This window comes from Kumtagia ephedrae (assembly GCF_003012745.1).
Classification (GTDB): domain Bacteria; phylum Pseudomonadota; class Alphaproteobacteria; order Rhizobiales; family Rhizobiaceae; genus Kumtagia; species Kumtagia ephedrae.
On sequence record NZ_PXYK01000002.1, the window covers coordinates 1 to 21,123 of the forward strand.

Genomic DNA, 21,123 nt, shown 5'->3' on the forward strand with positions numbered 1-21,123 from the left:
ACTCGTCCAGTGCGCCCCGCACATAGTTGCGGAGGAGGAACCTTCGGACGGGCCTCCCCGGGCGCGGGCTACGTCTTCCCGCACCGGAGGCGCCGGTCCCTCCCCACCAAACCACCGTCGCGACCGGCGTTCCCGCGGGAGGAACTGCTGGGGATTATGAGAGAGACGGAAAGGGAGGGGATAAGGACGACGGGATTCTCGGACGTGCGCGTGACAAGGGACTGGAACGGCAGGAAAATATTCCCGGCGGCGCGATTTTTTATCCCCCTTGCTGGCTGCGCTCTGCCAAGCGCCCTCGTGGTGCGACAAGCTCACCATGAGGGCTACTGAGAGGCTTCCGCTTATCGTCGCTGTCACTGCGGCGGATCAGGGGTGGCGCGTGGCGCAACCTTCTAGTAGCCCTCATGGTGAGCTTGTCGAACCACGAGGGCGCTTGGTTCCAGGCATTCCACACCGCCGGAGCGCTTCGCCACCGCTCCGGCATGGATCCTATGGTCTCCGCGACGGCCTTCGGCCTGCTTCGCCATAGGATGACGAAGAGACTGGCGTCTCCGCCAATCGCCGACGTCGGTGACTACCGGGAACCCTGTTGCCTTCGTCATCCCAGGGCGGAGCCGGAGCGAAGCGGAGGCGCAGACCCTGGGATCCAGGCCGTACCGGTGGCGAAACGCTCCGGCGGTGAAGATATCGCGACGGCCTTCGGCCTGCTCCGCCATAGAATGACGAAGGGACTGGCATCTCAGCCAATCGCCACGTCCGTGGCTATCCGCAAACCCATCGCCCAAGCCGAAAACGTCAGCCTTCCAGCAGCCGCTCGACTGTCGCGGCCCCAGCCAGCAAACGGTCGTCGCTTCCGCGCGGGCCGGAGAGCAGGAGGCCGACTGGCATGGCGTCGGCGCCCGTGCCGCACGGAAGCGATACGCCGCAGCAGTCGAGGAAATTGCCGACCAGCGTGTTGCGCAGCGTTTTTGCGTTGATGCGGAAGAACAGGTCCTCGTCTTCCAGCAGCGGCCCGACCGGCGGCGCGACATGCGGAAGCGTCGGGCTGAGCAGGATGTCGCCGGGTCCGATGCGCGCCTCGAAGGAACGGATCAGCCGCTCGCGCGCGTTCAGCGTTTCCACATAGTCGGCGAGCGAGATCTTTTCGCCCAGCGTCGTGCGCTTGACCACGCGCTGGTCCATCCGGGCCGCCTCGGGTCCAAAAATGCGGTCGCGATGGACAACGAAGGCCTCCGCCGTCACCAGCGCGCCGTGGCGGGCCATCAGCGCGAAAAGCTCGGCGAATTCCGGAAAGGGTTCGCGGCGGATGTGCGCGCCGGCAGCGGCCAGCCGCTCGACCGCCGTTTCGAAAGCGGCGACCACGCCCTCCTCCGCCTCGTCGAAGAAGACCGTCTGCGGGATGACGAAGGCGAGCTCGGCCGGCAGTGGACGCGCCTGCCCGCCCGACACCGGCAGGCCGCGCATGGCGGCGTCGACCCAGACGGCGTCCTGTACCGTGCGGCAGAGCGGCCCCAGCGAATCCAGGCTTTTCGCCAGCGGAAAGACGCCGTCCATGGAATAGCGGCCGCGCGTCGCCTTGTAGCCGACGATGCCGTTGAAGGCGGCGGGGATGCGCACCGAACCGCCGGTGTCCGTGCCGATCGAGACCGGAACCAGGCCCGCCGCGACGGCGACGCCGGAGCCGGAGGAGGAGCCGCCGGGTATGCGGTGCTCGCCCTGAGGCGACGCCGGGTTGCGCGGCGTACCGTAATGCGGGTTGATGCCGAGGCCCGAGAACGCGAACTCGCTCATGTTGACGCGCCCGACGCTGACCATGCCGGCGCCGGCGAGCGCCTGCACGACGGCGGCATCGGCCTTCGCCGGTTCGGCCACGGCCAGCACGCGCGAACCGGCCGTGGTCGGCAGGCCGCTTATGTCGAACAGATCCTTCCAGGCGACCGGCACGCCGTCGAGCACACCCAGCGAGCGGCCGTCGCGAAAACGCCGGCGCGCGGCTTGCGCTTCCGACAGCGCGCGCTCCTCCAGCAGTGTGATGAAGATCGCGGTGTCGGGATGGCTGCGGATCGCCTCGAACGTCTGCTGCGCAAGGTCGACCGGATCGAGGGCGCCGGACTGCAGCAGCACCGAAAGCTGGGCGATCGACCGCGGTTCCATCGTCAGATGTCCTTCTCCGCCCGCCCGACCAGCTGCACCCAGCGGCGGACAAGATAGTTGTGCTCATCCATCGTGGTGTTCCACACCGCGATGCTGTTGGCGCGCTGCCAGTAGGAGCCGCCGCTGCGCACCGAGCCGCGCTTGACGCGGATCGAGCCGTCGGGGCCCGGCAGATCCTCGCGCGCCGGCAAGCCCTCGTACCAGTAGTCCCATTCGGCGGGCGTCATATAGCAGCGGGAGCGCTCCGGCGTGGATATGTAATAACCCTGCCGCGCCACAACCGCGCCCGGCCAGCCGGAGATCCACCAGTTGAGATAGTCGTAGGCGACGTCGAGGTTACGTCCGTGCAGGCGCCGCGACAGGCAGAGCCCGCCGTGCCAGGCGCGATACCCTTCGGCGGGGGTGGCCTGCTCGATGGGAAAGCCCGAGCCGTTGAGGATGCCCAGCCCCGTCGACCACATGCTCTGGATGTCGGTCTCGCCGTCGATCATCAGCCGCGCGGCGTCCTCGGCGGTGCGCCAGAAGCCGCGGAAGAAGCCGGCCCTGCGCCGCTCTTCGAGGATGTCGACGAGCTGGTCGATCTCGGAAACGGTCATGTTGCCGATGTTGCCGAAGCTCATCAGCCCGGCCGCCTGGGCGGCAAGCGCGGCGTCGAAGATGCCGATCGCCGGCTCGTCGACCAGCGCAGCGCGGCCGCTCCAGCGCTGGTCGAGCAGCGCCGCCCAGCTGTTCATCGCCGGTGCATGGTCGACCGCATCGGTGCGATAGGCGAAGCTGTCGAAATTATGCGTCGTCGGCAGCATGGAGATGCGGCCGGTCGGCGTATCGCCGAGCGCGAAGCTCGGCTGCACATAGAGCTTGCGGGCCGGCACGTCGCCCTGCCCGGTGCGGGCGCTCGGCCCGATCTGGCCGGTCTTGGTCAGGTCGTTGATCTCGTCCCAGAGCGGGATGCGCGAAATCTCGATCGGCTGGATGGCCCGCCAGTACCAGACGATATCGAGGTTGTGAAAGCACTGGTCGTAGATGTCGTAGCCTTCCGGCTCCTGCGCGGCCTTGTGCTGGGTGACGATGAAGTCGTTGTTGTCGAAGCTGACCTCGATGCCGAGATCCTGCTCGGCCTTCACCCGCAGCTCCTCCAGCAGCGAGATGGCGGTGCCGAGCACGCGCAGCTTCGGCTTCCCCGCCGTATGGATTGCAGGTGCGGCGGGCTGCGGGGCGGGCGTATGCTTGTTCATCGAGAGTTCGGCGCGCTCCGGGCCGCGGCAGGCGGGGTTGCTGATACGCCGGCCGAGCGGCTGCGCGTGAAGGCATGGAGCGAGCGTTTCAACAAGCCGACGTCGAGACCGTCAACAATAAAGACGATGCGCGAGGTTCTGTCCGCCGATGGCCAGGCCTGCATGTGCACGGGCGGGTGGACGAGATGCTGAACGCCGTGGATGGCGACGGGCCGCTCCTCGCCGGCAAGATCGAGGATGCCCTTCACCCTGAGCACGCGGTCGCCGTGGCGGTTGAGCAGCATGGTCAGCCAGACGCCGAAGCCGGTCCAGTCCAGAGGTTCGTCGACGCTGACCACGAAGGAGGAGATGGCCGCCTGGTGTGCGGCCCCTTCCGCCGTCACCAGCATGGACGGGGCGTCGCAATAGAAGCCGCTGGCCGACTGCAGGCTCGCCGCCCTGCCCGCCTCGCCGTCGCCGAGCAGCACGTCCGCGCCGGGGCCGTCGGCGGCCGCGACGAAGCAGCCGGCATCGGGGTTGATGCGGGCGAGACGCTCCTTCAGCGCGTCCATCGACGGGCCGTCGGCGAGGTCGGCCTTGGTGATCACCAGCCGGTCGGCGATCGCCGCCTGCCGGTTCGATTCGATGTAGGTGTCGAGCTGCGCCAGGCCGTTGACGGCGTCGACCGTGGTGACGACGCTACCCGGGCGGAAGTGGTGGCGCAGCACCGGGTCGGATTTCAGCGTCGACAGGACCGGAAAGGGATCGGCAAGGCCGGTGCTCTCGACGACGACGCGGGAGAAAGCCGGCACCAGGCCGCGTTCGCGTTTCGAATGCAGGTCGCGCAGCGCATCGGCCAGCTCGCCGCGCACCGTGCAGCAGACGCAGCCGGACTGTAGCAGCACCATGTTCTCGTCGATGCGCTCGACCAGGTGATGATCGAGGCCGATCTCGCCGAACTCGTTGATGAGCACGGCCGTGTCGGCGAGCGCCGGATCGGCGAGCAGCCGGCGCAGCAGCGTCGTCTTGCCCGAGCCGAGAAAGCCGGTCAGCAGGTAGACGGGGGTGAAGGCCGGCACATCAGCCATCGGCGGCTTCCATGCGGGCGATCAGCGCGGGATCGAGCGGATCGCACGGCCGTCCGGACAGCCGCTCGGCCGCCGGCCAGAGATGGCCGAGATCCTCGATGATCTCGCTCTTGCCGGTGCGGGTGGCGATGACGAAGGACGAGCCCTGCCAGTCGGAAAGGCTCATGCCGAAGGCCGACAGGATGCGGTTAGCCGCCGCCACGCGGCGCGCCCGCTCGCGCCGCCGGTCGATGCGCTCGACGTTGCGCGTGTAGACGCCGGGCCGCGCCACCGCGTCGGTCCAGTGCTCGTTTCCACCCAGGACGCCGCAAAGCGAACACATGGCGCCTCACGTCCTTTCCATTGTTGGGGGAGCGGCTGAGCCGCTCCCCCGTATGCATCACTTCTTGCGCGGGAAGCGCTTGGCAAAATCGTCGGCGATCTCGTTCATGGTGACGAATTTTACGCCCGGATGCTTGATCATATGGGCATAGAGGCGTTCGAGCATCATCAGCACCTGCGGGCGGCCGGCGACGTCCGGGTGGATGGTGAGCGGGAACACCGCATAGTCCATCTCGCGATAGACCCAGTCGAACTGGTCGCGCCACATCTGCTCGATGTCGTGCGGATTGACGAAGCCGTGGCTGTTCGGCGACTTCTTGATGAACATCATCGGCGGCAGGTCGTCGAGATACCAGGAGGCCGGGATCTCGATGAGGTCGGTTTCCTTGCCGCGCTTCAGCGGCACCATCCAGTCGGACGGTTTCTTCGAATAGTCGATCTTGGTCCAGCTGTCGCCGACCCGCACGTAATAAGGCGTGAAGTCGTTGTGCATCAGCGAGTGGTCGTACTTGATGCCGCGCTCCAGCAGCAGCTCGTTGGTGACGTTGGAGAACTCCCACCACGGCGCCACGTAGCCGGTCGGGCGCTTGCCGGCGAGCTTCGTCACGAGATCGATGCACTTGTCGAGGACCTCGGTCTCCTGCTCGCGCGTCATGGCGATCGGGTTCTCGTGGGTGTAGCCGTGGATGCCGATCTCGTGGCCGGCATCGGCGACCGCCTGCATCTGCTCCGGAAAAGTCTCGATCGAGTGGCCGGGGATGAACCAGGTCGTCTTGATGCCGAAACGGTCGAACAGTTTTAGCAGCCGCGGGCTGCCGACCTCGCCGGAAAACAGGCCGCGCGAGATGTCGTCGGGCGAATCCTCGCCGCCGTAGGATCCGAGCCAGCCGGCTACGGCATCGACGTCGATACCGAAGCTGCAAAAGATCTCCTTGGCCATAGGGGTGTCTCCTTTTGGTTTCCCTGAATTTCGATGAATCGTCAGTGCGCGGGGATGACCGTCGCCTCGGCGGCCTTCCAGCTCAGCAGCACGCCGCTGCCGACCGGGAAGGCGCCCGGCTGGTACTTGTCCACGTGGGCCTCCAGCGAAACGGTGCGGCCGTCCAGGAGCCGTGCTGTGAGATGCGAGATGTGGCCGACGACGTCGAAGCTTTCGATGTGGGCGTCGACGAGATTGGTCGTGCCGCCGCGCGTCAGGCGTTCGCGGGTGGCGGCGGCGTGTACCTCAATCGCCTCGGCCGGCACCACGAGGTTGACGCGGCCCTTGTCGGCCGTCCTGCCGTTGGCGCGGCCGCTGAGCACACCGACGCCGGTCGACACGACGATGTCCTCGCCCTGAGTGCCGGCGACCTCGCCCTGCAGGACGGTGTTGCGGCCGATGAACTGGGCGACGAAAGGCGTGTTGGGCCGGGTGTAGAGCTGGTGCGGCGGGCTGACCTGCTCGACGCGGCCCTGGTTCATGACGACGATGCGGTCGGACAGCGCCAGCGCCTCCGACTGGGCGTGGGTGACGAAGATGAAGGTGACGCCGAGCCGCTTCTGCAGGAGCTTCAGCTCGTTCTGGATGGCTTTTCGCAGATTGGCGTCGAGCGCGCCGAGCGGCTCGTCAAGAAGCAGGATGTCCGGCTCGACGGCGAGGCCGCGCGCCAGCGCGATGCGCTGGCGCTGCCCGCCCGACAGCCGGTCCGGCTTGCGGTCGGCGATGTCCTCGAGATCGAGCGTGGCGAGGATATGGTCAACCTTGGCGTCGCGCTCGGCCCTGGGCAGGCCCTTGACCTCCAACCCGTAGCCGACGTTGCGGCGCACCGTCATGTGCGGGAACAGCGCATAATTCTGGAAGATCATCGAGGTCGGACGGCGCTGCGGCGGCACGTCGTTCATGCGCTCGCCGCGGATCAGCATGTCGCCCGACGAGATGCTCTCGAAGCCGGCGATCATGCGCAGCGTCGTGGTCTTGCCGCAGCCCGACGGGCCGAGAAAGGCGATGAACTCACCTTTGGCGACCGACAGGTCGAAGTCGATCACCGCCGGCGTGCCGTTGTCGTAGACCTTGCCGGCATTTTTGAGTTCCAGGTCGAAGATCATCGGTCTCTCCCGAAGGCAGATAGCGGGAACCGGGGCGGCAACGCCCCGGTTCCAAAGTCGTGGATCAGGCGCTCAGGAACTCGTCCCACTTCTGGATGAGGTGGTCGTACTCGTCCGGCCACTGGTGCCAGTAGGCGACGTTGGCCGCACGCTCCTCCAGCGAGCCGCCGTCGCGCAGATCGCCTTCCTTGATGCCGCGCTCCTCGGCGCCGACCCAGGGCTTGCCCTCGTACCAGAAGGCGTATTTCTCCGGCGCCATGACGTTCTTGATGTTGGTCGACGGCGAATAGTAGCCCTGCTCGGAGACGGTGATGCCCGGTTCGCCCGACAGCCAGAAATCGCAATAGGCGATGACGGCTTCGCGGTTCGGCGTGCCGGCGAGCATCGAAGGGCCGATCGCCCAGCCGCGATAGCCCTCCTTCGGCACGGCGTACTTCGCGGGCTTGCCCTGCGCCTTCACCGCCATGACGGCCGGCTGCCAGGCGTCGGAGACCACCATCTCGCCCGAGGCCATCAGGTTGACCAGCTCGCCGAAGTCGCCCCACAGGGCGCGGAACTGGCCTTCCTTCTTCTTGGCGATCAGGAATTTCGCGGCCTCGTCGATCTCGGCCGTGTTGGGATTGCCGGGGTTCTTCACGTCGGAGAGGCCCAGCGTGTTCATGGCCATGACGGCCTGGCCGAAGGCGATCAGCGGATCGGTGTTGAGGCCGGACTTGCCCTTCCATTTCGGGTCGAAGATGCAGGCCCAGGTATTGGCTTCCTCGGCGGTCACCACGTCCGGGTTGTAGCCGATCGAGTCGTAGTTGTAGACGACCGGCACCATGTTGAGCGTGGTCTGGCCCTCATCGGCCCATATCTGGCCGACGATCTGCGCGCGGCGCTCCCATTTGTCGCTCGGCTTGGTGAAGGTGTCACGGATGTTCGCCCAGTTCTTGAGCGAGGCCGCGGGGATCGGCTCGACATTGTCGGTCATGACGATCGACGGCAGGCGCTCGCCGATGGTCTCCCAGCAGTCGTAGTCCTTCGAACCGGAAAGGATCTTGGTCTGCGCGTCGGGGAAGGTCGCGGCCGTGCCGGAGGTGGTGCCGACGCCGGAGGCCTTCTTGAACTCCTCGAGGATGCGCTCCTGCACCGTGACCGAAAGGCCGATGGTGCGGAGCTGCTGGCCGGCGAGATCGGCGGCCTGCGCCCAGGCGGCGCGCGACGACAGCAAGGACGTGCCGCCTCCCATGGCGAGCGCGATCGCGCCTGCGGACCGCTTCAGAAGGGAGCGGCGATTGATTTCCATTGTGGACATGGCTCTTCTCCAGCTTGTTGTGTTCCCCGGAACCGCAGCGATGCGGCCCCTTCTTTCATGCCGCGGCGGCGGATCGCCCGCCGGCGCGGCGGTTCAGTACCGGCCCACGAGCAGGCCGCCATCCACGACCAGCACCTGGCCGGTCATGTATCTCGCTTCCTTCGAGGCCAGGAACGCGATGACATCGGCGATGTCCTCCGGCGTTCCGAGCCGCCCCATCGGAATGAATTCCGCCGCCTTCTCCGCGGCCACGGGACCCAGCGAATTCTCCTCGGACAGGAGCTGGGCGGTGCGGATATAGCCCGGCGCCACGCCGTTCACCCGCACGCCGTCCCTGGCCAGCTCCACGGCGAGCGCCCTGACCAGGCCGACCACGCCGGATTTCGCCGCCGAATAATGGACGTGCTCGTCCCAGCCATAGGCGACGCCCATGATCGAGGAGAGCGCGACGACGCTGCCCGAGCGGCGGGCGCGCATGCCGGGCGCGGCGGCCCGCACCAGCCGGAAGATGCCCTTGAGGTCGATGTCGAAGGTTAGGTCCCACTTCTCGTCGGTGAGCTCGGCCAGCGGCGTGCGGTGGGCGATGCCAGCATTGGCGACGATGACGTCGATCCGCCCGTGGCGCGCCTCGACATCGGCAACCAGCGCGTCGGCGGCCTCCCTGGAGCGCACGTCGTAGCGACGGAACTCGGCCGAGCCGCCGGCCGCCGCGATGGCCTGCGCCGTCTCGCGGCCTTCCTTCTCGAGGATGTCGGTCACCACGACATGGTCGCCGAGCGCGCCAAAAGCCTTGGCGGTCGCATGGCCGATGCCGATGCCGGCGCCGGTGATGATGACGATGCGGTTCTTCTTGTCTTCGCTCATGTCGATCTCGCTCTCAAAGCATCACGTCGCCGGAGTTCGGCCCGAGCGTCTGCCCGACGAACAGGCTGGCGGCAGGCGAAGCGAGGAAGGCGACCGTCTCGGCCACCTCCTCCGGCTCGCCGAAGCGGCCGAGCGGCAGCTGCGCCCGCTTGGTGGCGCGCCAGTCCTCGGAAAGCTCCATGACCAGCGGCGTGTTGATGGGACCGGGGGCGACGGCGTTGACGCGCACGCCGCGGGCCGACACCTCCCGCGCCAGCGCCTTGGTCATGCCGATGATCGCCGCCTTGGCGCCGGAATAGTGGACGAGCTCGACCCCGCCGATCTGGCCGAGCTGCGAGGCGATGTTGACGATCACGCCCTTGCCCGCCGCGAGCATCGCCGGCAGCACCGCCCTGGTCACCAGGAAGGTGCCGCGCACATGCACGGCGAACATGCGGTCGAAATCCTCGACCTTCAGGTTCTCGAACAGCGCCTGGTGCGCGATGCCGGCATTATTGACCAGCAGCCCGACCTCGCCATGGGCGTCGAGCGCGGCCTCGTGGATCGCCGCTACATCCGTCTCCCTGGAGACGTCGCCAGCCCTGGCCGCCGCGACGCCGCCCTTTGCGCGGATGGCCGACGCCACCGCTTCGGCGCGCTCCGGGGAGAGATCGTTGACGAGGACGGCATAACCGTCGGCGGCGAGCCGCTCGGCTATGGCCTTGCCGATGCCGGAGCCGGCGCCGGTGACGATGGCGGAGACGGCGGCCATCACGCTTCCTCCTGGATGGCGACGCGCCTGGCCCTGCGCACCGACATCGCCATCAGGATGGCGTAGGTGCCGAGCAGCGCGAAGGAGAACAGCGTGGTGAGCACGCCGAAGGCAAAGACGTTCGGATGCACCTCCACCGAGAAGGTGCCGTAGATGGCGAGCGGCAGCGTCAGGTCGCGGCCGGAGGCGAACAGCGTGCGCGAGAACTCGTCATAGGACAGCGTGAAGGCGAACAGCATGGCCGAGAGCACGCCCGGGAAGATCAGCGGGAAGGTGATCTTGCGGAAGGTGCGGGCCGGGCTGACGCCGAGCGACCACGATGCCTCCTCCACGCTCGGGTCGAAGCGGTTGAAGATCGCCAGCATCACCAGGAAGGCGAAGGGGAAGGTGTAGACGACGTGCAGAACGAAGGCCGTGCCCCACCAGTGGCGGTCGATGCCGAAGGCGTTGGCGACCAGCGCCATGCCGAGGCCGACCAGCACGCCCGGAACCATCATGCCGAGCACGATCAGGTAGAAGACGACGCCCGAGCCGCGGAACTTGCGGCGGAAGGCCTGCGCCGCGGTGACGCCGAGCACGGTGGAGACGACCATCGTCATCACGGCAAGCGTCAGCGAGCGGACCAGCGCCTGCTCGATCGGCAGCGGCGCGATGCGCGAGGGCGGCGTCAGGCCGAACAGGTGGCGGTACCAGTAGGTCGACCACTCGATGATCGGGAACTGCGGCCCGCCCTCCGGCCCCGTCTGGAAGGACAGGATGCCGAGCACGACCAGCGGCCCGTAGAGGAAGACGATGAACAGCGCCGTGTAGAGGCCGAGCCCGAACTTGATGCCGGTGGCGTTCATGGTCAGAGCTCCTTCCTCAGATCGACCACCCGCAGCAGCGCCGCGACGACGATGCCCATCAGGACGGTGAGGACGACGCCGGCGACGGCGGCGAAGGCCCATTTGAGCGATCCGACCTGGGTCACGATGATGTTGCCGAGCAGGTTGACCTTGCGGCCGGAGAGCGCCGCGGCCGTGGCGAACTCGCCCAGCACCATGACCGAGACGAAGATCGCACCGACGACCACGCCGGGCATGGACAGCGGCAGGATGATGGTGCGGAAGATGCGCCAGAAGCCGGCGCCGAGGTCCTGAGCGGCCTCCAGCACCGACGGGTCGATGCGGCCGAGCATGAAGGCGATCGGCCCGACCATGAAGACGCAGTAGATCTGCGTCATGCCGATGATCACCGACAGTTCGGAGAACAGCAGCACCTCGATCGGCTGGTCGACGATGCCGAGATTCATCAGGATCATGTTGATCGCCCCCTCCTTGCCGAGCATCGGCCGCCAGGCCAGCACGCGGATGAGGAAGGAGGTCCAGAACGGGATGACGCAGAGCACGAGCAGCGCGGTGGAGAGCGTCTTGTTCCTCACGAACAGGCCGACGAACAGGGCGGCGGGATAGCCGACGACGAGCGTGGCGACGAGCACGATCAGCCAGATACGGACCGTCGTCCACAGCGCGCCGATATAGGTGTCGCTGCTGAAGAAGGTGATCCAGCTCTTCAGCGTCAGCGTCGGCTCGATCTTGAAGGTCGTCTGCGTCCAGAACGAGACATAGACCATCATGGCGATCGGCAGCACCAGGAAGAGCAGCATCCAGATGACGCCTGGAGCGAGCAGCCAGAACGTCCGGTCCGACCGCTTCCCGTCCTGGCTGGCCGCTGCTTCGGCCGGTCTATCTTGGCTCGTGGCAGCCATCGTCATTTCTCGTTCTCCAATGGGAGGCCGGCACCGCACGCCGCGCGGACATCACGCGAAGACAAGGGAGTCCTCCTTCTTCCAGACGAGCGCATAGCGGCCGCGTTCCTCGTAGTTTTCCGGGGCGGCGTGGCTCAGATGGGTCTCCACTTCGAAGACGCGGCCGTCGTCGAGGGCGAAGAAGGAGTTGATCGCCGCACCCGAATACTCGCTGGCGACGAAGCTGCCCTCGATGCGGACCTCGTCGCCGGCGGGTGCCGCATCCTTCGGCCGGATCGACACGCGGTCGTAGCGGATGGCGTAGGCGGGCTTGGCGGAGGGCTGACGGGCGTCGCCGAGCGCCAGCCGCCCGACCGGGCTGACGAACGCGTCGTCCGCCAATTCGCCGGAGAAGATGTTGAAGCAGTTGAGGAATCTTGCCACGTCCGGCGAGGCGGGACGGCTGTAGAGCGTGCCGGCATCGGCCGACTGGGCGATCCTGCCGCGGTCGAGCACGAGAACCGTGTCGCCCATGGCGAGCGCCTCGGTCTCGCTGCCGGTGACATGCAGGAAGGTGACGCCGCAGCGCTCGCGGATTTTCCGCAACTCGCCGCGCATGCGGGTGCGCAGATTGGCGTCGAGCGCGCCGAGCGGCTCGTCGAGCAGCACCATGCTGGGCTCGGTCACCAGCGTGCGGGCGAGCGCCACGCGCTGCTTCTGGCCGCCGGAGATCTGGGTGATCGCCCGGTCCTCGAGCCCGGCAAGCCCGACCAGCGCGATCATGTCGCGCACGCGGCCGGCGACGATCTTCACATCCGTCACCGGATCGACGACGCGGCTCTCAAGGCCGAAGGCGATGTTCTGCCTGACGCTCAGATGCGGGAACAGCGCGAAATTCTGGAAGACGAAGCCGATGCCGCGCTGGTGCGGTGGCACGCCGTCGATGCGGCGGCCGGCGAACAGGATCTGGCCGCCGTCCGCAGGCTCGAAGCCGGCGATCACGCGCAGGAGCGTCGTCTTTCCCGATCCGCTCGGCCCGAGCAGCGACACATAGGCGTCGTTCGGCAGGGTGGCGTCGATTCCCGCAAGCGCGGGGACGCCCGCGTAGGATCTGTGGACGTTCTTCAATTGCAGGACAGCCGACACGTCCGCTCCTATCCAGTCCGAGGCCAGGCGCATCGCGGCAATGCTCCGCCGCCGGGCGCATCGGCGCCCAGGCAAAGCGGCCAGCCTTCGCGCATCATCGGACGCGCATGACAGCGATGTTCCTTGGCTCCTCGCTTCGTTCCACCTGCAGCGCCTCTCCGGGCGCCTTGGCAGAAAAACTATCTCACGAATGATTTTTGTATTCAATAGACTTTTTTGTAGCGCAGGGCAGAAAATGCGGAGCCGTTTTCGTAAGCTACCGTCTCGTCATGCGCAGGCCGACGCCGCGACGAAAATCGCGCCAAGCACAGCGCATCTGTGCCGTTTGCCGCGATTCCGGGCAGCATTCGGCAGAAAAGTCGTAATCCTTAGGCAGCCAGTCCAGGCGGCTTCATGCCACGGGACTAACTCGTGCGCGTTTTCCTTTTGTATTCAATAGTCATTTTATGGCATCCTTTCCTTTGCAAGGAGAATACGCCAGTGTGCGCGCGATCGAACGATGCGGACGCATGACGGGAACCATGGACGACGACCGCACAACCGCCGGCACGCAGAGGCGCTACGAGATCGCCGAAGACGTGCTGCGCGGCAATATCGAGGCCGGCATCCTGCCGCCCGGGCTGGTGCTTCTCGAAGGCCCGATCGCCGAGATCCTGCAGATATCGCGCGCACCGGTGCAGCGGGCGCTGCAGGCCCTCGAAGCGGAGGGGCTGATCCACCGCTTCGCCGGACGCGGCTTCCTGGTCGGCGCGCCGGGCAGCGCCATCGAGCCGAACAGGACGGAGATCAAGTCGCTCGGCCTGATCGTGCCGCGCCATGCCGACGAGGCACTGCAGAGCCGCTCCTCGTGGGAGCGGATCTACAACACGGTCGAGGCGGACGTCGCCGGATGCGTGATCTTCGGCCAGTACCGCATCATCGAGATGGAGCTCGCCAATCATTTCAACGTCAGCCGCACCGTGGTGCGGGACGTGCTGACGCGGCTGCGCGAGCGCGGGCTGGTGCGCAAGAACCAGAGCTCGCACTGGATCGCCGGCCCGCTGACGGCGCAGACGGTCAAGGACCATTTCGCGCTGCGCAGGATGCTGGAGCCGCCGGCGATCCGCCTCGGCGCCGGCGCCATCGACCAGGCGCGGCTGGAGGCGCTGCTGGCGCGGCTGCGCCAGGCCGAGGGCGGCAGCGGCGGCGATTTCCTGCGCGAGGTCGAGGCGGTGCAGGCCGACTTCATCGAATGCTGCGTGCTTGCTGCCCCCAACGAGCGGCTGCGCGACCTGGTGCGCAACAACCTTTTGCCGGTGACGGCCACCGAGCGGCTGCTGCGCCGGCTCGGCCTGCCGGGCGACCCGGCGATCATCACGGAGCTCAGGCTGATCGTCGAACTGCTGCAGCGCGGCGCGACGGACGCGGCGGTCTCGATGATGGACACGCATCTCGAAGCGTCGCTCAACCGGACCATCGCGCAGATGAAGATCGTCGCGATCATCCCGCGGCCGGGCGCGACGGCCGCCTATCTCACGCCGGTGCTGGACTAGGGTCCGCAGCGCGCAGACAGGCGCGAAAGGCAGCGGGCGAAGCGGAGCGTGTCGCATCGCCCTCTCCCGCTCACGCCAGCGCCACGTGGAGCGCGTCGAGCGCGGCGCGGCGGGCCTTTCGCGCCGCCAGCGCCTCTTCCATCGTCACCTCGACGAAGCGTGTCGGCGTGTGCGGCTGCAGTTGCCCGATCAGGTCCATGTCGGCCGAGATCACCGTGCCGACCATGAAGTAGCCGCCGCCGGAGACGGCGTCGCGGTGCAGGATGATCGGCTCGGTGCCGCCCGGCACCTGGATGGAGCCGTAGGGATAGCAGCTGTCGACGATGTTGGAGGGGTCGGAGCCGGCGCCGAAAGGCTGCTCGCGCTCGACGAAGTCGAGTTTTCTGCCGCCCTTGAAGCGGTAGCCCATGCGGTCGGCCTCATTGGCGACCTTCCACTCGTCGGCGAAGAAGTTTTTCTGCGATTCCTCGGTGACGCGGTGCCAGTACAGGCCGGGCAGCACGCGCAGCTCGACCGGCATGCTCGGCGCGCGGCGGAATTTTTCGCGGAGCGAGCGCCCCTCCGCGGCGAGGCTGCCCTTGCCGACCGGCAGTTCGTCGCCCGCCGCCAGCGGCCGGCCCTTGTAGCCGCCGAGCGCGCCGATCGGATAGGTGGAGCGGCTGCCGAGCGCCACCGGCACGTCGATGCCGCCGGAGACGGCGATGTAGATGCGGGCGCCCGACTTCAGGAAGTCGAAGGTGAGCGTCTGGCCGGCCTTGACCTTGAACGCCGTCCAGCCAGGCTGCGCCACACCGTCGACTTTGGCCGGCATGTCGGCGCCGGTCACGGCGACCAACCCGTCCTCGGTGAATTCGAGTTTCGGGCCGATGAAGACGGCTTCCAGGCCGGCCGCGCCCTCGTCATTGCCGACGAGCAGGTTGGCGGCGCGCAACGCGTAGCGATCCATGGCGCCGCCGACCGGGATGCCGAGATGGAAATAGCCGGGCCGGCCGAGATCCTGGACGGTGGTCGCCAGACCGTGATGCACAACCTTAATTGCCATTGAGCACGCCCTCGAGCTTGGCATTGTAGCCGTCGATGTCACGGCGGAATTCGCGCAGGTCGAAGCTGACCTCGCGGATCGGCGGCGCAAAGCGTCCGCCGGCGACGTCCTCGACGGCCTGGTCGTAAGCGTCGCGGCCGATCGCCTTGAACTTGACGATGTCGCCCGGGCGGAAGAACACCATGAAGTCGCGGAGGTAGCTGGTGGTCTGCGTCGGGTCGAAGATCGGCATCGGCGTGATGCCGAACATCTGGTAGCCGCCGGCGCCGCGTACCGAATAGATGCAGCCGAAGCAGCCGCCATGCCCGACCGTCAGCTTCGGCGTGTCGGTGCGCGGGCGCAGGTATTTCGGCACCTGGATCTGCCGCTGCCGCTCGACCATCTGGTACATGAACGGCAGGCCGGCGACGAAGCCGACCATGGAGACAAACCAGGGCGAGCCGGAATGGGCGGCGACGAAGTCGTCGACCGAGCCGTAGTCGTTGATGCGCGCGGCGTAGTCGAGGTCGGTGCCCGACGGATCCTGGTGCCGCTCGCGAAAGCGCATCAGCGTCTCATGCGTCCACGGATCGTTGTAGAAGACCGGGATCTCGACGATGCGCGTATGGATGACCGGCTCGGCCTTCTCGGCCGCCTGCTCGATCGCCTTGACTTCCTTGAGGATGTCGTCCGGGCTGATCACGTCCGGGTCGAACTTAACCTGGAGCGAGGCGTTGGCCGGGCAGATCTCCGTGACGCCCCTGATGCCGCTGTCGCGAACCCCGCCGGACATGGACAGGCTCTTGAAGAAGGCGTCCAGCGACATCTCCTCGCTGCATTCGACGAACAGGTGCTCGTCGCCGCCGAAGGAATAACGAACGCCCATCAAGCCACCTCCGCCTTCGGCTGCGCCTGGCGGGCGAACACCTCGTCCAGCCAGCCTTCCAGAAATCTCGTGTGAAAGTCGCCGCGCCGCACGCTGTCGTCAGCGGCGAGCGCCAGATGCAGCGGCACGGTGGTCGCGACCCCGTCGATGACGAGGCCCCTCAGCGCCGATCTCAGCCGGTCGAGGCAGGCGTCGCGCGTCTCGGCCCAGACGACCAGCTTGCCGAGCAGCGAATCGTAGAAGGGCGGGATCGTGTAGCCCTCGTAGAGCATGGTGTCGAAGCGGATGCCCTCGCCTTCCGGCACGACCAGCCGCCGCACCGTGCCGGGCGCCGGCATGAAGCCGCGCGCCGGGTCCTCGGCGTTGATGCGGCATTCGATGGCGTGGCCGCGCAGCGCGACGTCCTCCTGCCGGACCGACAGCGGCGCGCCGCCGGCGACGCGGATCATCTCCTGGACGAGGTCGATGCCGGTGACCATCTCCGTCACCGGATGCTCGACCTGGATGCGCGTGTTGACCTCGATGAAATAGAATTCGCGGCTGTCCTCGTCGTAGAGATATTCGACGGTGCCGGCGCCGCTGTACTTCACCTCACGCGCCAGCGCCACGGCGCTCGCGCACAGCTTTTCGCGCACGTCGGCCGGCAGCAGGAAGGACGGGGCCTCCTCCCACACCTTCTGGCGCCGGCGCTGCAGCGAGCATTCGCGCTCGAAACAGTGGATGAAGTTTTTGCCGTCGCCGAGAATCTGCACCTCGACGTGGCGGGCCTTGCCTATCACCTTCTCCAGATAAAGGCCGCCGTCGCCGAAGGCGGCCAGCGCCTCGGACGAGGCCTGCGGAAAATGCCGGTCCAGGTCGGCCATGTCGGCGGCGATGCGGATGCCGCGCCCGCCGCCGCCGGCGGCGGCCTTGATCATGATCGGAAAGCCGGCTTGCGCGACCCCGTCGCGGGCCTCGTCGATGCTGGAAACCCGGCCGGCGCTGCCCGGCACGGTGGGCACGCCGGCGCGCGCCGCGACCTCGCGGGCGGCGACCTTGTCGCCGAGGAGGCGGATGGCGTCGCCCTTCGGGCCGATGAAGATCAGCCCCGCCGCCTCGACGGCATCGGCGAAATCCGCGTTCTCGGACAGGAAGCCGTAGCCGGGATGGACGGCGTCGACGCCCGCCGCCCTGGCGGCAGCGATGACGGCCTCGATGTTGAGATAGGATTTTTTTGCCGCCGGCGGGCCGATGTCGACCGCCTCGTCGGCCAGCCGCACCGCCAGCATGTCTGCATCGGCGGCGCTGTGGACCTGCACGGTGCGGATGCCGAGCGCCTTGGCCGCCTTGACGATGCGCACCGCGATCTCGCCGCGGTTGGCAACGAGAAGCGAGCGGATGGTCATGCCTCGACCTCGGCGATGACCTGGCCGGCCATGATCGGCTCCTCATTGTCGAGCAGGAAGCGGATCGCCTTGCCGTCGACGCCGGCCGAAACCTCGTGAAAGGTCTTCATGACCTCGATCAGGCCGATGGTGTCGCCGCTCGCCACCGCATCGCCGTCGACCTTGAAGGCCGGCGCGTCGGGCGACGGCGACCGGTAGAACGTGCCGGGCATGGGCGCTCTGATCTCGTGCTTGCTCATCTACAAGAATCCTCAGGTAGCGATCGTGGAAACGGGCGCGATGCGGATTCCCGCTGCCTTCAGCGCCTCGCGCATGCGGCTGGCGATGTCGAAGGCGCCCAGCGTGTCGGAATGGAAGCAGACGGATTCGAAGGCGATGTCGATGTCGTTGCCGGTCACGGTGCGGACCTTGCCCTCGGTGCAGGCGCGCACGACCTTCTGTGCGATCTGCTTCGGGTCGGGGCGCCCGGCATCGCGGGTGAACACGATCGAGCCGGAATCGTCGTAATCGCGGTCGGCGTAGAACTCGCGGATGACCGGCTGGCCGACATCGCGCGCCGCCTGCCAGGTGGCCGAGCCGCCCATGCAGAAGATGAACGTGTTGGGCTGCACGGTACGCATGTATTCGACGAAGATGCGCGACAGCTCGGCATTGACTGCCATCTCCATGTAGAGCGCGCCGTGCGGCTTCACATGCTGCAACTGCGCGCCATGCCGCCGCGCGAATTCCTTCAGCGCGCCGACCTGGTAGACGATGTCGTTGACCAGCTCCTTGCCGGTGCCGGCGATCCTGCGCCGCCCGAACCCCTGTAGGTCGGGATAGCCGGGATGCGCGCCGACGCCGACACCGTGGCTGACGGCCAGCCGCACCGTCTCGTCCATCAAATTGGGATCGCCGGCATGGAAGCCAGCGGCGATGTTGGCGGAGCTGATCAAGGGCATCAACGAGGCGTCGTCGGTATCGCCGATGCGCCAGCGGCCGAAAGCCTCCCCCATGTCGCAGTTGATGTCGACGGAACGCACTGACCACCTCTGCTGCTTGCGACACGGCCGGCAGCCGGCGCTGCATCGGAGAGGCAGGCTAGGAGATCGAGAGTGGTTTGAAAAATTCTATCTTTTGCCCCATGGTATAAAAAATTCAGAACGGGCGCGGGCAGGCCGCCGCCGATATAGGCAGTTCGAAGTCAGGCGCTTAGGCGAGAACTGCCCAGGTCGCAGGCATAGGACCCTGTCCACGGCGATCACCAATTCTGATATTTCGAAGATGCTGTTCAGTTTTTCGGAAAGCTTTGGATGTCGCTCAGCCTCAAGCAGCTCCGCTATTTCGTCGCCACCGCCGAGGTCGGACAGATCTCGCAGGCGGCGGTCAACCTTTCCATCTCGCAATCGGCGATCACCACCGCCGTCAAGGAGCTCGAGCGCCATGTCGGGGCCGAGCTGTTCGTGCGCACGGCGCATGGCATGGACCTGACGCCGGCCGGCCGAGAGCTGCTCTCACATGCCTACGACATCCTGAAGAAGGTCGACGACGCGACCCACCTGAACGCCGTCAGCAACACGGTGGAGGGTTCGCTGACCATGGCAGCGACCTATACGGTCATCGGCTACTTCCTGCCCTATCACATCGAGCGGCTGCAGCGGCTGTTCCCGCGACTCGACATCCAGCTGTTCGAACTCAACCGGGAATCGATCGAGGAGGGGCTGCTCACCAACCGCTACGACATCGCGGTGCTGCTCACCTCCAACATCCTCAACCCGCAGCTCACCACGGAGAAGCTGCTGAGTTCGACCCGCCGGCTGTGGGTGCCGACGCAGCACCCGCTCCTGCAATTGCCGAGCGTCGGCCTGGAGGAGGTTTCGAAGGAGCCGTACATCATGCTGACCGTCGACGAGGCGGCGCATACGGCGATGAAATACTGGAGCGCCTCGCTCTACCAGCCGAAGACCATTTTGCGCACCTCCTCGGTGGAGGCCGTCCGCTCGATGGTCGGCAACGGCCAGGGCGTGGCGATCCTGTCCGACATGGTGCATCGGCCGTGGTCGCTGGAGGGCCGGCGCATTGAGACGATCACCATGCGCGATCCTGTGCCGGCGATGGATGTCGGCCTCGCCTGGCGGCGAACGGTGGAATTCACCCCGGCGATGCTGGCGGTGCGCTCCTATTTCCAGCAGGCCTTTCATATCCCGGTCAGCCGGGTGGCGTGAGGTGGGCGGCGGCTGAGTCGCACTCCGTCCAGCACCCCTCATCCGACCTCGCTTCGCTCGGCCAGATGAGGGGTGCTGGACGGAGTGCGATGCGGGGCGTAAGCGCCGGGGACAGTTTACTTTTTTCGGCCCGCGCGACGTCTGGCTTGCTGCGGCTTTCTGCCGAAAGAAAGTAAACTGTCCCCGGTGGTTCCGCTTCGAACGTACTCGTCGCAAAGGCAATAATCACCGCACAATATGCGGCGATTATGCCACCCATTCGCCGCATCGGCTTAAACGGGTACAGCTCAGTCCGAGCCACGCGCCTCGGCCCGCCGGCGCCTTGACTGGTCGCGATATTCGCCGGGCGGCAGGCCGTACTGGCTCTTGAAGGCCCGCGAAAACTGCGTCTGGTCGCCAAAACCCCAGCGATAGGCGATCTCGGCGACCGTCTGGCAGTTGTCGGGCTCGTCGAGCGCGGCCCGGCATGCCGCGAGACGCTGCTCGCGGATCCAGGTCGCCACCGTCTGATCGGTGTCTCTGAACAAGGTGTGAAGGTAGCGGGTGGACAGGCCGCAGGCGCGCGCCACCATGTCCGGGTCGAGCCGCGGGTCCTGCAGATGCGCGCGGATGAAGGCCTCGATGCGCGCCAGATGCGCGTTGCGGACCGAGGACTGCCGCGACGCCAGGATGCGCTCGTCGGCCTTGATCGCCAGCACCAGCAGATCGACCAACTGCCGTCCGACGGCGGTGCGCGATTCCGGCGTCAGCGTGTCGAAGCGGGCCGGCAGCAGGTGCAGCATGTCGGTGAACAGCCCCCCTGCCCCGTTGGCGGCGTCGAACCGCAGCGAGCACAGCCGGTCGGGGCCGCGGATGCGCTCGGCCAGCGCCTGCGACGTCACCTTCAGCACCCAGAGATCGGCCGGCTCGCCGTGGCTGAAGGTGTAGGGCTCGTGGCTGCGCTCCAGGAAGAAGCCGCCGGGCGCGCAGCGGATGTCGCTTCCGCATTGCGAGAAGTAGACCTCCGAGCGCGCCGGCACGGTGACCAGGAATTCCTCGCTCCGCCCGGCTCCGAGGTGGCGCGGCTGCCTGAGATATTGCAGGCCGTCCGAGGTGAGGCGCGACACCGAGACCTCGCCGAACTGCCAGATCGTCAGGTCGCCGAAGAAGCGGTCGGGATTGCGGAAGGTGAGGTCGAGCGGGAAATAGGCGCTGGCGATCGCCCGATGCCAGTGCCGGCTTCGGTCGGCGGAATGCGTGGCGGTGGTGCTTACCGAAACCTTCATCGTCCGTCCGCGAGAGCAGCGGCAAGAGTATGCGCGGCGGGGCGCGAACGCAACGCGGCGGCCGCGAAAGTGCGCCCGGCGTCAACGCGTCCTTCCCTCAGCGCAAAGACGGGAGCCGGCAAAGCTGCTTGGCTTGCGCAGGCAAACGGCGCGGAAGCCGCCGGCGATCTTTTCGGGAACACTC

Annotated in this window: 20 protein-coding genes; 2 read left to right on the plus strand and 18 right to left on the minus strand. The window is 67.0% G+C overall.

The features are described 5' to 3' along the window. Positions 1-795: 795 nt before the first annotated feature. The 12 genes from C7I84_RS01770 to C7I84_RS01825 all read right to left on the minus strand — a co-directional run bounded on the left by C7I84_RS01770 (position 796) and on the right by C7I84_RS01825 (position 12,679). Positions 796-2,154 carry an amidase gene (locus tag C7I84_RS01770; RefSeq protein ID WP_106770441.1) on the minus strand — a complete coding sequence of 453 codons (1,359 nt, stop codon included), beginning with the start codon at positions 2,152-2,154 and terminating at the stop codon, positions 796-798. Positions 2,155-2,156: 2 nt separating this feature from the next. Next, a complete protein-coding gene (locus tag C7I84_RS01775; RefSeq protein ID WP_106770442.1) occupies positions 2,157-3,389 on the minus strand; it encodes an ABC transporter substrate-binding protein in 1,233 nt (410 codons plus the stop codon). Beyond that, a complete protein-coding gene (locus tag C7I84_RS01780; protein WP_106770443.1) occupies positions 3,386-4,456 on the minus strand; it encodes a CobW family GTP-binding protein in 1,071 nt (356 codons plus the stop codon). Before C7I84_RS01780 ends, C7I84_RS01775 begins: the two co-directional genes overlap by 4 nt. Continuing rightward, positions 4,449-4,778 (minus strand): hypothetical protein, encoded by a 330-nt coding sequence (locus tag C7I84_RS01785; RefSeq protein ID WP_106770444.1) that lies wholly within the window; start codon positions 4,776-4,778, stop codon positions 4,449-4,451. Before C7I84_RS01785 ends, C7I84_RS01780 begins: the two co-directional genes overlap by 8 nt. A 57-nt stretch (positions 4,779-4,835) precedes the next feature. After that, on the minus strand, positions 4,836-5,717 hold the full coding sequence (locus C7I84_RS01790) for a polysaccharide deacetylase family protein (protein ID WP_106770445.1): 882 nt from the start codon (positions 5,715-5,717) through the stop codon (positions 4,836-4,838). 41 nt (positions 5,718-5,758) lie between these two features. Beyond that, a complete protein-coding gene (locus C7I84_RS01795) occupies positions 5,759-6,862 on the minus strand; it encodes an ABC transporter ATP-binding protein (RefSeq protein WP_106770446.1) in 1,104 nt (367 codons plus the stop codon). A gap of 64 nt (positions 6,863-6,926) precedes the next feature. Then, complete coding sequence (locus C7I84_RS01800) at positions 6,927-8,159, minus strand: ABC transporter substrate-binding protein (protein ID WP_106770447.1); 1,233 nt, start codon at positions 8,157-8,159, stop codon at positions 6,927-6,929. Between the two features lie 93 nt (positions 8,160-8,252). Continuing rightward, positions 8,253-9,023, minus strand: coding sequence for an SDR family NAD(P)-dependent oxidoreductase (locus tag C7I84_RS01805; RefSeq protein ID WP_106770448.1), 771 nt, complete (start codon positions 9,021-9,023; stop codon positions 8,253-8,255). A 13-nt stretch (positions 9,024-9,036) separates the two neighbouring features. Further along, positions 9,037-9,774, minus strand: a complete 738-nt coding sequence (locus C7I84_RS01810) for an SDR family NAD(P)-dependent oxidoreductase (protein WP_106770449.1) — start codon at positions 9,772-9,774, stop codon at positions 9,037-9,039. Next, entirely contained in the window at positions 9,774-10,619 is an 846-nt protein-coding gene (locus tag C7I84_RS01815) for an ABC transporter permease (RefSeq protein ID WP_106770450.1), read from the minus strand. The genes C7I84_RS01810 and C7I84_RS01815 overlap by 1 nt, the downstream gene beginning before the upstream one ends. A 2-nt stretch (positions 10,620-10,621) precedes the next feature. Further along, positions 10,622-11,521 (minus strand): ABC transporter permease, encoded by a 900-nt coding sequence (locus C7I84_RS01820; protein ID WP_425351286.1) that lies wholly within the window; start codon positions 11,519-11,521, stop codon positions 10,622-10,624. A 51-nt stretch (positions 11,522-11,572) separates the two neighbouring features. Continuing rightward, on the minus strand, positions 11,573-12,679 hold the full coding sequence (locus C7I84_RS01825) for an ABC transporter ATP-binding protein (RefSeq protein WP_245428284.1): 1,107 nt from the start codon (positions 12,677-12,679) through the stop codon (positions 11,573-11,575). A 476-nt stretch (positions 12,680-13,155) separates the two neighbouring features. Here C7I84_RS01825 and C7I84_RS01830 point away from each other — a divergent pair, with 476 nt between their 5' ends. After that, a complete protein-coding gene (locus C7I84_RS01830) occupies positions 13,156-14,178 on the plus strand; it encodes a GntR family transcriptional regulator (protein ID WP_245428285.1) in 1,023 nt (340 codons plus the stop codon). Positions 14,179-14,248: 70 nt separating this feature from the next. Here the strand turns inward: C7I84_RS01830 and C7I84_RS01835 are convergent, their stop codons facing one another. From C7I84_RS01835 to C7I84_RS01855, 5 genes are read right to left on the minus strand one after another with little or no spacing between them, the layout of a single operon-like run. Beyond that, positions 14,249-15,220 carry a 5-oxoprolinase subunit C family protein gene (locus C7I84_RS01835; protein WP_106770452.1) on the minus strand — a complete coding sequence of 324 codons (972 nt, stop codon included), beginning with the start codon at positions 15,218-15,220 and terminating at the stop codon, positions 14,249-14,251. Next, positions 15,210-16,085: a 5-oxoprolinase subunit B family protein gene (locus C7I84_RS01840; RefSeq protein ID WP_106770453.1), complete on the minus strand. Its 876-nt coding sequence runs from the start codon at positions 16,083-16,085 to the stop codon at positions 15,210-15,212. Before C7I84_RS01840 ends, C7I84_RS01835 begins: the two co-directional genes overlap by 11 nt. After that, on the minus strand, positions 16,085-17,470 hold the full coding sequence (locus C7I84_RS01845) for an acetyl-CoA carboxylase biotin carboxylase subunit (protein ID WP_106770454.1): 1,386 nt from the start codon (positions 17,468-17,470) through the stop codon (positions 16,085-16,087). The genes C7I84_RS01840 and C7I84_RS01845 overlap by 1 nt, the downstream gene beginning before the upstream one ends. After that, positions 17,467-17,709, minus strand: coding sequence for an acetyl-CoA carboxylase (locus C7I84_RS01850; RefSeq protein WP_106770455.1), 243 nt, complete (start codon positions 17,707-17,709; stop codon positions 17,467-17,469). Before C7I84_RS01850 ends, C7I84_RS01845 begins: the two co-directional genes overlap by 4 nt. 12 nt (positions 17,710-17,721) lie before the next feature. Continuing rightward, the gene (locus tag C7I84_RS01855) at positions 17,722-18,492 is read right to left on the minus strand and encodes a 5-oxoprolinase subunit PxpA (protein ID WP_280954212.1); all 771 of its coding nucleotides are present in this window, start codon (positions 18,490-18,492) and stop codon (positions 17,722-17,724) included. Positions 18,493-18,762: 270 nt separating this feature from the next. On the opposite strand from C7I84_RS01855, the gene C7I84_RS01860 reads away from it, so the two are divergent. Further along, entirely contained in the window at positions 18,763-19,674 is a 912-nt protein-coding gene (locus C7I84_RS01860; RefSeq protein ID WP_106770456.1) for a LysR family transcriptional regulator, read from the plus strand. Between the two features lie 287 nt (positions 19,675-19,961). On the opposite strand, the gene C7I84_RS01865 is transcribed toward C7I84_RS01860, so the two are convergent. After that, positions 19,962-20,939, minus strand: coding sequence for an AraC-like ligand-binding domain-containing protein (locus tag C7I84_RS01865; protein ID WP_106770457.1), 978 nt, complete (start codon positions 20,937-20,939; stop codon positions 19,962-19,964). Positions 20,940-21,123: the final 184 nt, after the last annotated feature.